The 15,818-nt window shown below is 56.2% G+C and carries 12 protein-coding genes; 7 read left to right on the top strand and 5 right to left on the bottom strand.

Annotated features, from left to right (window positions below):
- Positions 1 to 162: 162 nt before the first annotated feature.
- Genes yfiR through yfiB form a run of 3 tightly spaced genes read left to right on the top strand, consistent with a single transcriptional unit; the run spans position 163 to position 2,409 of the window.
- Positions 163 to 723 (top strand): regulatory sequestration protein YfiR, encoded by a 561-nt coding sequence (gene yfiR / locus FJW00_RS08220; protein ID WP_140923492.1) that lies wholly within the window; start codon positions 163 to 165, stop codon positions 721 to 723.
- A gap of 1 nt (position 724) precedes the next feature.
- Positions 725 to 1,939, top strand: coding sequence for a diguanylate cyclase DgcN/YfiN (gene dgcN, locus FJW00_RS08215; protein ID WP_058957810.1), 1,215 nt, complete (start codon positions 725 to 727; stop codon positions 1,937 to 1,939).
- The gene (gene yfiB / locus FJW00_RS08210) at positions 1,936 to 2,409 is read left to right on the top strand and encodes an outer membrane lipoprotein YfiB (protein WP_140923490.1); all 474 of its coding nucleotides are present in this window, start codon (positions 1,936 to 1,938) and stop codon (positions 2,407 to 2,409) included. Before dgcN ends, yfiB begins: the two co-directional genes overlap by 4 nt.
- A gap of 86 nt (positions 2,410 to 2,495) precedes the next feature.
- On the opposite strand, the gene FJW00_RS08205 is transcribed toward yfiB, so the two are convergent.
- On the bottom strand, positions 2,496 to 3,398 hold the full coding sequence (locus FJW00_RS08205) for a LysR family transcriptional regulator (protein ID WP_009093037.1): 903 nt from the start codon (positions 3,396 to 3,398) through the stop codon (positions 2,496 to 2,498).
- Positions 3,399 to 3,498: 100 nt separating this feature from the next.
- Between FJW00_RS08205 and FJW00_RS08200 the strand changes: the two genes are divergently transcribed.
- Together FJW00_RS08200 and FJW00_RS08195 are read left to right on the top strand one after the other, a co-directional pair.
- Complete coding sequence (locus FJW00_RS08200) at positions 3,499 to 4,566, top strand: SDR family oxidoreductase (protein WP_046102918.1); 1,068 nt, start codon at positions 3,499 to 3,501, stop codon at positions 4,564 to 4,566.
- 75 nt (positions 4,567 to 4,641) lie between these two features.
- Complete coding sequence (locus FJW00_RS08195; RefSeq protein WP_140923488.1) at positions 4,642 to 5,298, top strand: SDR family oxidoreductase; 657 nt, start codon at positions 4,642 to 4,644, stop codon at positions 5,296 to 5,298.
- A gap of 270 nt (positions 5,299 to 5,568) precedes the next feature.
- Here the strand turns inward: FJW00_RS08195 and fumA are convergent, their stop codons facing one another.
- Positions 5,569 to 7,215 (bottom strand): class I fumarate hydratase FumA, encoded by a 1,647-nt coding sequence (gene fumA, locus FJW00_RS08190; protein WP_009093034.1) that lies wholly within the window; start codon positions 7,213 to 7,215, stop codon positions 5,569 to 5,571.
- A gap of 156 nt (positions 7,216 to 7,371) precedes the next feature.
- The gene (locus tag FJW00_RS08185) at positions 7,372 to 8,880 is read right to left on the bottom strand and encodes a DASS family sodium-coupled anion symporter (protein WP_033736769.1); all 1,509 of its coding nucleotides are present in this window, start codon (positions 8,878 to 8,880) and stop codon (positions 7,372 to 7,374) included.
- A 589-nt stretch (positions 8,881 to 9,469) separates the two neighbouring features.
- On the opposite strand from FJW00_RS08185, the gene FJW00_RS08180 reads away from it, so the two are divergent.
- Both FJW00_RS08180 and FJW00_RS08175 read left to right on the top strand, forming a co-directional pair.
- Complete coding sequence (locus tag FJW00_RS08180; protein ID WP_140923486.1) at positions 9,470 to 12,250, top strand: flavocytochrome c; 2,781 nt, start codon at positions 9,470 to 9,472, stop codon at positions 12,248 to 12,250.
- Between the two features lie 63 nt (positions 12,251 to 12,313).
- Positions 12,314 to 13,276 (top strand): FAD:protein FMN transferase, encoded by a 963-nt coding sequence (locus FJW00_RS08175; protein WP_140923484.1) that lies wholly within the window; start codon positions 12,314 to 12,316, stop codon positions 13,274 to 13,276.
- Here the strand turns inward: FJW00_RS08175 and dcuR are convergent.
- Complete coding sequence (gene dcuR, locus FJW00_RS08170; RefSeq protein WP_009093030.1) at positions 13,270 to 13,989, bottom strand: two-component system response regulator DcuR; 720 nt, start codon at positions 13,987 to 13,989, stop codon at positions 13,270 to 13,272. The genes FJW00_RS08175 and dcuR overlap by 7 nt on opposite strands.
- Complete coding sequence (locus FJW00_RS08165) at positions 13,986 to 15,620, bottom strand: sensor histidine kinase (RefSeq protein ID WP_140923482.1); 1,635 nt, start codon at positions 15,618 to 15,620, stop codon at positions 13,986 to 13,988. The genes dcuR and FJW00_RS08165 overlap by 4 nt, the downstream gene beginning before the upstream one ends.
- Positions 15,621 to 15,818: the final 198 nt, after the last annotated feature.

Below are 15,818 nucleotides of genomic sequence, written 5' to 3'. Positions count from 1 at the left end.
CTCCCGGTCAGCATCGCGTCACAGTCCCGGTGACAGAAAGACAATATAGTTTTCCGCCACCCTGTTTAATTATTCATCCGGTACAATTCTTATTAACGCTGTGTTAATATTCCGGCGCTTATTCAGGCGTCCTGCCGAGCGATCTATTTCCGGGAACGCAGTATGACCGTAAAATATCCTTTTTATCTGAATGCCTGTTTGCTGCATTCCCTGCGCCCTGTCTGCAGAAGCGTCCTGACACTCATTATTCTGCTGCTGCTCATTCCTCATCTGGCTTATGGCGAAATACGGGATGGCAAAGCCAATCGTATCGTCAGCGGAATTATCAGCTTCAGCCACTGGCCCGGCCTGAACAGTCCGCCCCAGTTATGTGTCTTTTCATCGGCACGGCATCTCTCCCTGCCGGAAAATATCACTTCGCCTGCTGCAACCTTTACCGTTGTCTATATAACGACTGTCAGCCAGCTTGCGACGCGCCGGTGCGATGCACTCTATTTTGGCGCGGAAACCTCGCAGCAGCAGGCAAAAACTATTCAGCAGCTACAGGGCAGAGCGGTGCTTACCCTTGCAGAGAGTAGCCCGGAGTGCACCGTGGGGGCCGCTTTTTGCCTGATATTTCAACCGGACCGAACGCTTTTTTCCGTTAACCTTGACTCGCTTGCCAGAAGTGGCGTCAGGGTGAGTCCGGATGTGCTTTTGCTCTCCCGCCAGAGAGTCGAATAATATGAAATTCGATAAAGTAAGAAACGACAAATCATCAATACGTAATAAGCTGCAGAAAATAAGCACAATCAATGCGGCGGTAATATTACTGTTGTGCTGGCTGCTGCTCTCCTCGACTTCGCTGCTCTTCATTAAAAATTATGAGAAATGTAATCTTGAACTGATCGGCTCCACGCTCAGCACGACGCTGACCGCCGCGACCGTTTTTGCCGACAGTTACGATGCGCGTAATAAAATTGAACAGCTCGGTGAGCAGGGCCTTTATGCCTCTGCAAAGCTCGTCACCCGGGATAATATTGAACTGGTCCGCTGGCATGCGCAGCAGGAACCGACGGGCTGGTATTCACGCTGGTTACGCGAGTGGATGTATAGCAAACCGCTTAATGTCGCCATCAATCACGCTGACGTCACGGTCGGCACACTGACGCTGGAAGGGACCGTGACCGGCGCGATGCGATTTATTCGCTACTCCTTCCTGATCCTGACCAGCGGAATGCTGTGTGTGCTGATTGTCTCGCTGATGCTGAGCGCCTTCCTGCATCGGGGGATCGTCGCGACGCTGCGCAACATTACCAGTTCCATTCACTATGTGATTCATTCGGGTGATTTTTCCCTGCGCATACCCGGCAGCCCGACGAGTGAGTTTCAGCTGTTCTCCGATGATCTCAATTCGCTGCTGAAGGAGATGCAGTCGCTGAAGGCTTCGCTGATCCGTGACAATCGCTCGCTGGCGGCCAAAGCGCTGGAAGATCCGCTGACCGGACTGGCCAATCGCAGCGCCTTTACGGCGCATCTCGCCCGGCTTCTGGATCGACAGCAGGAGAAGGGGCGCTTTGCTCTGCTGTTTCTGGATGGCGACCGTTTCAAGAGCATCAACGACAGCTGGGGTCATGCCGCAGGCGATGACGTTTTAAAAGCGATAGGCTCACGCCTCCTGTCTCTGGCGGCCGATCAGGATCTGGTTGCCCGCTTAGGGGGAGATGAGTTTGCCATGCTGGTGAGCAGTCGCGTCAGTGAGGAGGAGCTTCAGCGTCTGGTGCAGTGCATTCATGAGGTTATCACGCAGGCGATCACGCTTGCCGGGGATACGCAGATAACGACCTCGGTGACCGTTGGCTATGCCTGGTCACAGCAGGGTGACACGGTCGCGGCCATTCTCGAACGTGCCGATATGAACATGTACAGGAATAAACGAGCAGGTAAGGCGAAAAGATGAGAATGAAATTTTCCCTGGTATTACTTGTGATGGCGCTGGCGGGCTGTCAGTCGACTTCGCGCTTCAGTGAGGCGCAGATCGCTGCGATGAAAAGCGCCGGCTTTACGCAGAACATGGAGGGCTGGGGATTGGGCCTCTCCGATAAAATCCTGTTTGGTATCAACGAATCCGAACTGACCCCTGCCAGCAAAACGACCATTCAGACGATGGCGAGAAACCTGGCCTCGACCGGTATTGCGCATGTGCGCATTGACGGGCACACCGACAACTATGGCAAACCGGATTACAACCAGCAGCTGTCACTGAAAAGGGCAAACGCGGTCGCGGCGCAGTGGGCGCAGGGCGCGGCGATCCCCCCTGAGAATATCATCACACGCGGGTTAGGCATGAGCGCCCCGGTGGCCAGCAACAGCACTCCTCAGGGGCGGGCGCAGAACCGCCGTGTGGCCATCGTGATCACGGCGCCGTAATCCTCCCGGCAGGCCGGACGCAGGGTTCCGGCCTCGCTATGACACGCGACGCTGGCAGCGTGGCGCACCAGCCGCACGAAGAGAGATTAGCGGATGGTCAGTTCATTCAGCGCCGACAGCAGCGCATCCACTTTGGGCAGAAACTGTTTGCGCCGTGGCCATACCACGCTCAGCGTCAGCCCGTCAGGCTGCAGTTCCGGCAGAATAATGTCGAGTTCACCCGCGTCCACGGCGCGCTGGATCAGCCAGGATGGCATCTGTGCCACACCCAGCCCGGCGATAACCGCCTGCAACTGCGCATCAACGTCCCCGACAGCCAGCCGCCAGGGCACCTCCCGCCAGTGCGCCTGCCCATCCTGGGTAGTAAACAGCCAGGGTTTGGTGCTGCCATCCACCCGCTCATAAAGGATGGCGGGGTGATTCAGCAGCGCCGCCTCATCTTCAGGGCGTCCCTCACGTGCCAGATAAGCGGGTGACGCACAGAACTGCATCTTCTCGCGACCCATATTGCGCCAGCCCAGAGAGGCAGGCAGGTCAGGCGCCCCGCCAATCCGTACCGCCACATCCACCCCCTCTTCAAACAGGTCAACAAAGCGATCGGACAGACTCAGACTCAGCGCCAGTTCGGGGTGCTGCTGACAAAAGGGCATCAGCAGCGGCATGACGTTAAGGCGGCCATAGGTGGTGGGCACAGCCAGCCGCAGGCGGCCGGAAGGAATGGTGCGCTGCGCCGCCAGCACCGCTTCTGCTTCGGCCAGATCCTCCAGCACCCGCAGGCAGGTCTGGTAATAGGCGCTGCCCGCGTCGGTCAGCTGCAGACTGCGCGTCGTGCGTTCCAGCAGGCGCGAGCCTAAGCGTGTTTCCAGCCGGCTGAGGCTTTTACTGACCGCCGAGCCGGTGACATGCAAACGTTCGGCCGCCGCGGTGAAACTGCCGCATTCGACGCTGGCAACAAACGGCAGGATGTCTTTCAGGCGATGATCGTGCATCGATTCGTGAACTCAGGTTGAGAATGATGTGAATAAATGACAGAGATAAGAACTGAATTCTCTATTAGGCTTAGCATTACGCAAATTGAGGAGAAATCAAATGAAAAAGCACGCTTTGATTGTGGGCATCAGCGGCGTAATCGGTCGCGCACTGGCAGACAAATTACAGCAGGAAGGCTGGCAGGTCAGCGGCCTGTCACGCGGCCGTGGTGCCGTGCCAGCGGGTGCGACCAGCCTGACCGCCGATCTGACCGACGCCGATGCGGTGCGTGACGCGCTGAAATCGGTCAAACCGGATGCGCTGTTTTTCAGCGTCTGGGCGCGTCAGGAGAATGAAAAAGAGAATATCCGCGTCAACGGCGGCATGGTGCGCAACGTGATTGAAGCACTGGGCGATCGCCTGCAGGGTTCTCACGTGGCGCTGGTCACCGGACTGAAGCACTATCTGGGCCCGTTTGAAGCCTACGGTAAAGGTGCGGTGCCGGTTACGCCATTCCGCGAAGAGCAGGGCCGTCAGCCGGTTGATAACTTCTACTACGCGCAGGAAGATGAACTGTTCGCTGGCGCTGAGAAGTATGACTATCGCTGGAGCGTGCATCGTCCGCACACCATCATCGGCTATGCGGTAGGCAATGCGATGAACATGGGGCAGACGCTGGCCGTTTACGCCACCCTGTGTAAAGAGAAGGGCTGGCCGTTTATCTTCCCGGGTTCGCCTGAGCAGTGGAACGGTGTGGCGGATATGACCGATGCGGGTCTGCTGGCTGAGCAGCTGCTCTGGGCTGCTACCTCGCCTAATGCCGCTAATCAGGACTTTAACGCCGTAAACGGCGATGTCTTCCGCTGGAACTGGATGTGGCCGAAACTGGCAGAATACTTTGGTATCGAGGCGGCGGACTATCCGGCGCAGATGATGCCGCTGGAAGGGCGGATGGATGAGGCCGCCAGCGCATGGCAGGCGATTGCAGAGAAGCATCAGCTGCGTGAGGCGGATATCAATAAACTCGCCTCCTGGTGGCATACCGATGCCGATCTGGGACGTCCGATGGAAGCCTTTACCGACATGAGTAAGAGCCGCAAAGCGGGCTTTACCGGCTATCGCAGCACGCTGGACTCCTTTACCCAGCTGTTCGATAAGCTGAAAGCGGAAAAAGTGATTCCTGAGTAAAAAACCTGCAGGCGCCCTATCCGGCGCCTGTTTCGTTTCCGGCATATTTGATCATTCAGTGGAGGTTCAGAACCCATGGCGAGATGTTTCATTATCGGGGCTGCGGGCAAGGTGGGTCAGCAGCTGACCCGTCAGCTGAGCAGCAAGGGGCACAGGGTAACGGCACTGCACCGTAAACCGGAGCAGGCTGAGACGTTGCAGGCGGCAGGCGCAACGGCTGTGTCAGGCGACCTTCAGCAACTGAGCGCGGCGGAACTGGCACAGCTGATGGCTGAGCATGATGTCGTGGTGTTTACGGCGGGGGCCGGTGGTGCCGGGATCGCGCTGACCAATGCCATTGATGGTGAGGGGCTGACACTGGCCGTGGCAGCAGCAGAGCAGGCAGATGTTCCACGCTTTATGCTGGTTTCGGCTTTTCCCGATGCAGGTCGCGGCAAAACCCCTTCAGAGGGTTTTGAGAACTACATGCGGGTCAAACGACAGGCTGATGCTGAGCTGGTGGCGAGCCGCCTGGAGTGGGTGATCCTGCGCCCTGGCACGCTGACTGACGAAGCGGGCAGCGGACGGATTCATGCCGACCTGGCGATCCCCTATGGCGTGGTGCCGCGGGCAGATGTGGCGGCAACCCTGGTCGGGCTGATCGAACAGCCATCCATTAAATATCAGATCATTGAACTGACTCAGGGCGACAGCCCGATCGATGAGGCGTTGCAGCGGTTGCAGCGTGGCTAAAAAGGATTCGATAGCCTTTATTGCAGACCGACGCTGAAGACAAAGCAGGGTGAATCTGACAGCAGTAAATTTACTCAGGGCGCGGGGAACGGGGTCAGAGGAGGAAAGCGTCCCGCGCCAGGACGGCGCGGGCCGAGCGTGTCATGGATGACGGCTTTTGCGTCTTTCCGATCTGACCCCGTTCCCTGCGCAGGCTCGCTACCACAGCCAGATTTTCCTTTGAGATCTTCAAAAAAAAGCCCCCGAAATCGGGGGCTTTTACCGCATCTCTTACTTCACACATTTCGCGCAGTGCGCGCGCTCAATATGCTGGAAGAAGTCGTTACCTTTATCATCGACCAGGATAAAGGCCGGGAAGTTTTCGACCTCAATCTTCCAGATCGCTTCCATCCCCAGCTCCGGATACTCCACGCACTCCAGACTCTTAATACTCTGCTGCGCCAGCACCGCTGCCGGGCCGCCAATGCTGCCGAGATAGAAGCCGCCATGCTTGTGACAGGCATCCGTCACCTGCTGGCTGCGGTTGCCTTTTGCCAGCATGATCTTACTGCCGCCGTGTGCCTGCAGCAGATCCACGTAGGAGTCCATGCGTCCGGCGGTGGTCGGGCCGAGTGAACCGGAGGCGTAACCTTCAGGCGTTTTGGCCGGGCCAGCATAATAGACCGGGTGATCCTTAATGTACTGCGGCAACCCTTCACCATTATCGATACGCTCTTTGAGCTTCGCGTGCGCAATATCACGCGCCACAATAATGGTGCCGGTCAGAGACAGACGGGTAGAGACCGGGTAGGCAGAGAGCTGCGCCAGAATCTGCTCCATCGGACGGTTCAGATCAACCTGTAAGACTTCACCTTCACCCTGCTGACGCAGCGCTTCCGGGATCAGTCGGCCCGGGTTGGCTTCCAGTTTCTCAATCCAGATGCCTTCGCGGTTGATCTTCGCCTTGATGTTACGGTCAGCGGAGCAGGAGACGCCCATGCCGACCGGGCAGGAGGCACCGTGGCGCGGCAGGCGAATCACGCGAATGTCGTGCGCAAAATATTTGCCGCCAAACTGTGCGCCCAGACCCAGCTTCTGCGCGGCTTCCAGCAGTTCCTGCTCCAGCTGCACATCACGGAATGCCTGACCATGTTCGTTGCCTTCGGTCGGCAGACCATCGTAGTAGTGGGTCGAGGCGAGCTTAACCGTCTTCAGCGTGCTTTCCGCTGAGGTGCCACCGATAACAAATGCGATATGGTACGGCGGACATGCGGCCGTGCCCAGGGTGCGCATCTTATCCACCAGGTAATTTTTCAGCTTGCCGGGACTCAGCAGCGCTTTGGTCTCCTGATAGAGATAAGTCTTGTTGGCAGAACCGCCTCCTTTGGCAATACAGAGGAATTTGTACTCGTCGCCATCCACGCTGTAGAGGTCAATCTGCGCAGGCAGGTTGGTGCCGGTGTTCACCTCTTTGTACATATCCAGTGCGGCGTTCTGGGAGTAGCGCAGGTTATCTTCGATGTAAGTGTTATAGATACCCTGCGACAGCGCGGCCTCATCCCCGCCGCCGGTCCAGACGCGCTGACCCTTTTTACCCATGATGATAGCGGTGCCGGTATCCTGACAGGTTGGCAGCACGCCTTTGGCGGCAATCTCAGAGTTGCGTAAAAACTGCAGGGCAACATATCTGTCGTTGTCGCTGGCTTCCGGGTCAGCAAGGATTGAGGCAACCTGCTGCTGGTGAGCCGGACGCAACATAAAAGAGGCGTCGTGGAAGGCCTGCTGAGCCAGCAGCGTCAGCGCCTGCGGGTCAACTTTCAGGATCTCCTGACCTTCAAATTCGGCGACTGAGACATGCTCACGGCTCAGCAGATAGTATTCGGTTTCTTCGTGGGACAGCGGAAAAGGGTTCTGATAGACAAAAGGTTTGTTCGACATTTTTTCTCACTTAATGACCGGCTGAACCACCGCGAGCAGGCTGCGGGGCGCAACATCATAGGCGAATTAATCGTTTATTATGCTTCCCCGCCGCGGGTGCAGCGGGGAAGTGCAGGAATGGTATCTTATAACGCGTTGATCTGCATGTTGTATCCGTCAGAACATCCACACCATCCACGGATAGGCAATCACCATCATGGAGACCAGGAAGATAGCGCCGAAGATGGTACCCAGACGCCAGTAGTCTTTAGTCGGCAGATAACCGCTGCCGTAGTAAATCGGACTTGGGCCGGTGCCGTAAGGGGTGATGATGCCCATCACACCCAGAGAGGTACAGAGCATCAGGCAGAAGACCGGCATATTGATGCCAGGAATCGAGGCGGCAATGGTCAGCATGGCCGGTAACAGCGCGGTGGTGTGCGCGGTGGTACTGGCAAACAGGTAGTGCAGCAGGAAGAAGGCGATTAACAGGACGACGGCTGAAATCTGCGGGTCATAGCCCTGCAGCAGCATGCCACCTTCTTTACCTAACCAGGTGATGAAACCGACGCGAGCCAGACCGTCCGCCAGCGCCACCAGGGTAGCGAACCAGGCAAAGGTGTTCCAGGCGGGTTTATTGCTGGTGATATCGTTCCAGCTGAGCACTCCTGTCCACAACATCAGGACCACGACCAGCAGTGCCGCCAGGGCTGGCTCAATCCACGAGGTCGCGAAGATCCACATCAGCAGGGCGCAGACCACGAACACCAGCAGCAGGATCTCATTGCGGGTCAGTCTGCCCAGTTTCTCCAGTTCAGCCATTGCCCATTTTGGCACTTCATCGTTGATTTTGACTTCAGGCGGATAGAACCAGTAAGCCAGCAGCGGCATGGTCAGAATCAGCAGCAGACCCAGCGGCAGGAAGGCCAGGAACCACATGCCCCAGGAGATATCAAAACCGATGATGCTTTTCACCAGCGCCAGGGCCAGCAGGTTGGGTGCCAGTGCAGAGAGGAACATCGAGCTGGTGATACAGGCGGCGGTAATGGCGACCCACATCAGATAGGAACCGATTTTGCGGGCGCTTGGGTCATTCGGTTTAGAGCCGTAGAGCGGAGGCAGGTTGGCGATAATCGGATAGATGGTGCCGCCACTGCGCGCGGTGTTCGACGGAGTAAAGGGTGCCAGCAACAGGTCAGCAAAGGTGATGGCATAACCCAGCGTCAGGCTGCGGCGACCCAGATATTTGACCAGGATCAGCGCCAGGCGACGACCAAACTGCGTTTTGTCATACCCTGCGGCGAACATAAAGGCACCGAAGATCAGCCAGACCGTGGAGTTACCGAAACCGCTGACCGCCCACTTAAAGGATTCACTGGCGACTTTGAATTTCGGATTAGCCAGCTCTGCCGGGCTGAAAAGCAGGAACTGACTGAACAGCGCGATGACGACAACGCCCGTCAGGCCGATCACGGCGCCGGGCAGAGGTTCAAAGATCAGGCCGACGATGACGCCGACGAAGATGGCGAAGAAGTGCCAGGCGTAGGGTTCAAGGCCCGCAGGTGTCGGCACCAGCAACAGCAGCACGGCCACCAGCACCGGCAGAGCCAGCATGATCGCTTTCTTTTTCCCCGCACCCGCAGGTGCGGCTTTTGGGGGTTCAGTTACAGCTGAGAGTGTTTTCATAGTGTTTTATCTGCAAGTTAAGAAGAATACGATTTGCGCCCCGGACCTTCACTGATGAATTTCGTTCTTATTCTTGATAGTGAGAATAAACCGCGATGCACTGATTTTTTAATCCGCTGCCTGAGGATTGAGCAGCATTTTTAAAAGCCTGTAAATATGATGCGATTTCTGCAAATATAAATTTTGATCCAGATCAAAGAAATTAATTCATTATTCGCGATTTTTTAACATTTATTTTCTATTTATATTTCTGCCACCGGCATTCTGACACTTTTGTGAAGCGGGTCAACAAGTGAGCAGGGCTGAAAAGCAGGAAGATATCACATAACTTTATGATAATGAATGGTTTTATTTCAATGTAAACAAATGGTTGATTTTTGGTTACCCTTGATTAACAATAAATATAACTTTAGTTCCGCCATTCAGCAAATAAAAACTCCAGATGCTTTAAAAGTTAAATAAGTAAATTTATCGCTTACGTAAGCAAAGAAAGGCGTATATTAACAGCATGACATCGGACCACTTAATTAAGCGATAATTTGCGTCCGCTAAAAAATTTCCAGACTTTTAAATCTTGGAGTTTATCGCAATGAATACACTCACTCCCATCCTTAATCCACTGACCCTGCCAAATGGCGCCGTGTTAAAAAACCGACTGGTGATGGCCCCGATGACCACCTGTACCGGTTTCTATGACGGCACGGTCACCAGTGAACTGGTTGAATACTATCGCGCACGGGCAGGCAGCATCGGAACCGTGATTGTCGAGTGCTGCTTTATCGATAACCGCGGCCCGGCCTTTCCGGGTGCCATTGCCATCGACAGCGACAATAAAATCCCCGGTCTGAAACGTATTGCGGACGCGATCAAATCTGAAGGTTCTACCGCCATTTTACAGATCTATCACGGCGGCCGTATGGTCGAGCCGGAGCTGATTGGCGGGAAAACCCCGGTTGCGCCGAGCGCCATCGCGGCGCCGCGAGAAGGTGCCACCAAACCGCTGGCGCTCAGCGCAGAAGAAGTCGATACCATGATCACCAAATTTGGTGATGCGGTGAACCGTGCGATCAAGGCGGGTTTCGATGGCGTGGAAATTCATGGCGCTAATACCTATCTGATCCAGCAGTTCTATTCACCCAACTCTAACCAGCGCGATGACAAGTGGGGCGGCAGCCGCGACAACCGCGCCCGCTTCCCGCTGGAAGTGCTGGAAATCACCCACAAGATGGCGGAACGCTTCGCCCACAACTCCTTCATCATCGGCTATCGCTTCTCGCCTGAAGAGATCGAAGTGCCCGGCATTCGCTTTGACGACACCCTCTATCTGCTGGAAAAACTGGCCGCGCGTGGCCTGGATTATGTCCACTTCTCTGTGGGCCAGCTACTGCGTCCGTCGATTGTGGATACCCAGGACCCGACGCCGCTGATCGAGAAGTACCTCGCCATGCGGTCGCCTGAACTGGCAAAAGTGCCGGTGATTGGCGTCGGCGGCGTTGTAAACCGGGCCGATGCCGAGATGGCGCTGGAAAAAGGCTACGATCTGGTGGCGATTGGTAAAGCCTGTATCGCCTACCCGAACTGGGCTGACCGGATCATCAACAACGAGCACCTTGAACTCTATATCGACAGCAACAAACGCGAAGAGCTGCAGATCCCGGAACCGCTGTGGCGCTTCTCGCTGGTCGACGCGATGATCCGCGACATGAGCGAATCGGGCCGTAAATACAAAGCGGGCGTTTATCAGGAAAAAGTGGAAGCAGAAGCGCTGAAGCTGAAAATCAACGTGACGCTCGACACGGACCGTATCACCGACATTTCACTGGTGCCGGATGACACCCTGGATGTCGATTTCACCACCACGTTTGAAAGCCTGCGTAACCGCATTCTGGTAGCAAACAGCCCGCACGTTGACGCCATTACCGGCGCAACCACCCAGAGTGAGGCGCTGAAAAAAGCGGTTTCACGCGCCATGACCACCTCCAGTAAAGCGCATGTGATTGAAGAGGGGGGCAACCCGAATGCACCGCAGAATTACGATGTGGTGATTGTCGGCAGTGGCGGGGCAGGTCTGGCTGCGGCGATTCAGGCGCACGACGAGGGCGCTCGCGTCGTCATCATCGAGAAGATGCCGACCATCGGGGGTAACACCATCAAGGCGTCGGTCGGTATGAATGCTGCCGAAACCCGCTTCCAGAAACTCAAAGGTATCGAGGACAGCAAAGAGCTGTTCTATGAAGAGACGCTGAAGGGCGGTCAGTTCAAAAATAACCCGGTGCTGCTGCGTGAGTTTGTGGATCTGGCGCCGGAAGCGATCGAATGGCTGGCTAACCACGGCATCGAACTCAACGACATTACCATTACCGGCGGGATGAGCATTGACCGGACGCACCGTCCGGCTGACCGTTCCGCGGTGGGGGGCTTCCTGATCAGCGGTCTGGTGAAAAACATCAACAGCCGTAACATCGAAGTTCTGCTGGAGACCTCAGTCGCAGAAATCCTGTATGAAAATGGCGCGGTCACCAGTGTGAAGGTGGTCGATGAATACAACGACAGCCGCATCCTCTACGCAAAAAGCGTGATTGTGGCGACCGGCGGATTCAGTGCCAACCGCGAGCTGGTGGTGAAATACCGTCCTGAACTCGATGGCTTTGTCACCACTAACCACAAAGGCGCTACCGGCAGCGGGATTGCGATGCTGGAGAAAATCGGCGCGGGCACGGTGGATATGGGTGAGATCCAGATTCACCCAACGGTGGAGCAGACCACCTCTTACCTGGTCTCTGAATCCATTCGCGGCGGCGGGGCTATCCTGGTCAGCCAGGCGGGTAAGCGCTTTTATAATGAAATGGAAACCCGCGACAAAGTCTCGGCACAGATTATCGCCCTGCCTGAGAAGAGCGCCTGGATTGTGTTTGACGAACAGGTGCGGATGAATAACAAAGCGGCCGACGAGTATATCGCTAAAGGCTTTGTCATCAGCGCGCCTACCGTGGCGGAGCTGGCGGTGAAACTTAACATGGGCGAACATCACACCCTGGAAGCGACACTGGCCCGTTACAACAACTTTGTTATCCAGCAGAAAGATGAAGATTTCGGTCGTCAGACCGCGCTGCGTCACCCGCTGAGTGAAGGTCCCTTCTACGCGATTCGTATCGCACCGGGTGTTCACCACACTATGGGGGGCGTGACCATCGACACCACGACAGCGGTGCTGGACACTCAGAAACAGGTAATCAACGGTGCCTGGGCCTGTGGTGAAGTGGTTGGCGGTATCCACGGCGCGAACCGTATCGGCGGGAACGCCGTCGCCGATATCATCATCTTCGGTATTCTGGCCGGTGGTAACGCCGCCGCTTACGCCCGACGTTAACGGTCCTCTCCGGCATCCGCCTCTGGCGGGTGCCGGTTTTCCCTTTCTGAAGCAGAGTCGCCTATGTTACCTGAAGCGCGTGTCTATGCTTACTCCGCCGTCCTGATGGGGTCACCCATCCTGCTCAAACTCTTCGAAGACAATCAGACCCTGGCCGCACAGGTTTTCCGGCTCATCAGACAGCAGGAGAATCTCTTCACCGTGAACCGCGCCGCCTCTGAGGTGATGGCGATCAACCATGCGGCAGGGCAGCATCCGGTGGTGGTCAGCCAGCCGGTGTTCGATCTTATCGCCTGCGCGCATGCGGTGAGCCTGCTGCCCGACAGCCTGTTTAATCTGGCGATCGGTCCACTGGTGAAGTGCTGGAAAATCGGTTTTCAGGGGCACAGCGTGCCGTCACCAGCGGAGCTTCAGGCTCGCAAGGCGCTCATCGATCCCCATGAGGTCATTCTTGACGCCGATGCCCGCAGCGTAATGCTGGCCAGACCGGGCATGGAGATTGACCTGGGGGCTATCGCCAAAGGCTATATCGCCGATCTTGTGCAGGCCTTTCTGCGCCAGCAGCAGGTCAGCCATGCGCTGATCAATCTGGGTGGCAACGTGCAGACCGTGGGGGCACCCCCTGATGAACAGGGCTGGGCAATCGGACTGAAAAAACCGTTTGGCGCAGCCGACGAGCTGATCGGCGTGATTGGCGTGAACAATTGCTCCGTGGTGACATCCGGCATCTATGAACGTTACTTCGAGCTGAACGGGATCTGTTATCACCACATTCTGGACCCGCGCACAGGGTATCCGCTGGATAACGAACTGCTGAGCGTTACCGTGATTTCTGACCGGTCGCTGGATGGCGATATCTACACCACGCTGCTGTATGGTCTGGGCGTGGAACAGGGCATTGCCTGTCTGGCGGACAAACCGGGTATTGAAGCCCTGTTTGTGACCCGCGACAGGCGGGTCATCTGTTCGTCACAACGTCACTTTTCGTTTCAGCTGCTGGATGACGATTACCGGCTGGTTCACTGACAGTACTGTTTAAGCAGGGTGTGATATTCCGGCTGCAGGCGGTAGCGGTAGACCGGGCGACCGGTGACGCCATAGTGAATGCTGGTGAACAGAATATTGATCTGCGCCAGCCAGATGAGGTATTTGCGGCAGGAGACGCGGGAGATATTCACCTCGGTTGCCAGCTCGTCGGTCGAGAACTCGGTCCCCGGATGGGCGTCGATCCACAGGCAGAGCGTCCGCAGCGTCTGCGGCGTCAGTCCCTTCGGCAGGCGTTTCTGTTCGCTTGCCCCCGGCGGGTTGCCATGCAGAAGCTGGTCCACGTCTGACTGCTGGTAAAACTGATGATTATCCATCAGCGACTTCTTCTGTCGCCAACCGGTGAGCGCCTCTTCAAACCGGGCAAACTGGAAAGGTTTGATCAGGTAATCGACCACCCCGTAGTTAAGTGAGGTTTTGATGGTGGCGGCATCGGCAGCGGACGAGATAATAATCACGTCAACCGGACGGCCTGCGCTGCGCAGCTCCGGGAGCAGGTCGAGGCCGTTTTCCTGCTGCATATAGATATCCAGCAGAATCAGATCCACCTGCGGCTCGGCCTGGGCCAGCCGCTCTTTTGCCTGCTGTAACGTCGAGGCCGTTCCGCAGCAGGTAAATCCCGGGATCTGCCCGATGTAGCAGCGGTTCAGCTCCGCGACCATGGCGTCATCATCGACAACTAACACATTAATCATTGGGTAATCATTCCTCTCTCCCACGGAAGTTGTACTAAGAATTGGGTAAAGACGCCGGGTTCTGACTCGACGCTGACGCTACCCCCCAGGCTTTCAGTCTGCTGTCTGACCAGAAACAGTCCGACACCGCGATCCTTACCCTTTGTGGAGACGCCCCGTTCAAAGATGGTGTTCAGCTGCGCGGCATCAATGCCGGGACCATCATCACTCACTTCGCAGGCTAACCAGCCATTCTGATAGTGCAGCATGAGGTGGATTTCACCCTCGGTCTCCGGATCCAGCGCCTCAAGCGCATTCTCAATTAAATTGCCCAGCACCGTAATCAGTACCGCGCTCTGCTCCTCACTGCCGCAGTCGGGCAAAAAACTGGCCTCATCGATAATCAGCTGATGGCCCTCATCGGTAACCCGGTTGATTTTACTGAGCAGGAAACCGGCAATGATCGGCGATTTGATCTTCTGCAGCAGCGAACCGATCTCCGTCTGATAGGCGTTGGCAGTTTTGAGAATGTACTCTTCCATCTGCGCATAGTTCTTCATATGCAGCAGGCCCAGAATGACATGCAGCTTATTCATGAATTCATGGGACCGCTCACGCAACGCATCCACATAGTTTACCATGCCGTCCAGACGCTGCATCAGCTGGCTGATCTCGGTTTTGTCCCTGAAGGTGGTCACCGCCCCGATAATCCGGTCACGGCTGCGCACCGGCACGGTGTTGGTGATCAGGATGCGATTTCCCAGCGTCAGCTCTTCATCATACCAGGCTTTCCCCGCATGCAGCGCATCCTGCTGGTGGCGGTGCATCACGCTCTCTTCAGCAATCAGATCGCCGCTGGCTGGCGTTTTCTGTGTGGTCTCATGCAGCAGTTGCTGCGCGGCCTGATTGATCAGGCTGACGCGGGAGTGATCGTCTACCGCGATCACCCCCTCTTTGATGGAGTTAAGAATGGCCTGGCGCTGCTCAAACAGGCTGGAAATCTCGTGTGGCTCCAGACCCAGCAGGATGGTTTTCAGTCGCCGGACCAGAATCAGGATACCCAGCAGCCCGACCACGCCGCCAAACAGGCTGGTCCAGACGATGTTCCAGCGGCTTTTCGCAATCTGCGCCGCCACATCATTCAGCGCAATGCCGATCGCCACCACGCCGATCTGCTGATGCTGCGCGTTAAACACCGGCGTAAAGACCCGCAACGCTTCCACCAGCACACCATGATTGACCGCCACATTCTCCCGACCGCTCAGGGTGGGATAGATATCGTTACCGACAAAGTGCTTGCCGATCACCGCAGCATTGGGATGCGAAAAGCGAATGCCGCGCATATCCGTCACCACCACAAACAGCAGGCTGTTGCGTTTACGCGCCGCCTCGGCCAGCGGCTGGATCTGGCTGCTGCCGTCAGGCAACAGCAATCCCCGCTGAATTTCCGGGCTGTCCGCCAGCGTTCGGGCGACCGCCATCGCCTTATCTTTCAGGTGCGACTGGGCAAAGTTATCGATCTGAACGAAATAGAGCAGATGGACAGCCAGCAGTACGGTGAAGATAACCGCGGTCATCATCAGTGTGGTCAGGGTACTGAGTTTCATGGGTCGTTTCGTCACGGCGTGTCGGTTCTGTGGTTGGCTTGTCATAGGCTTTCAGTACGGATGGGAGATCGCCGGGAAACATACGCTAACTCGCCGCATCAGTACAGTTTTAGCGGCCTGACCGCCGTCGGTTTCAGTAAGAATATTTGTGTTAGGGGATTGTATAATTCAAAGGACACCCTTAATGTGTGGTTAAAATAATCGATCAATAAAGTAAGCCTTTTGTAATTAAATTAAGGCTAA

Origin of the sequence: Pantoea anthophila (genome assembly GCF_006494375.1) — a bacterium.
GTDB lineage: Bacteria > Pseudomonadota > Gammaproteobacteria > Enterobacterales > Enterobacteriaceae > Pantoea > Pantoea anthophila.
The sequence above is the reverse complement of the archived record's forward strand: the minus strand, read 5'-3'. Positions and strand labels throughout refer to the sequence as shown.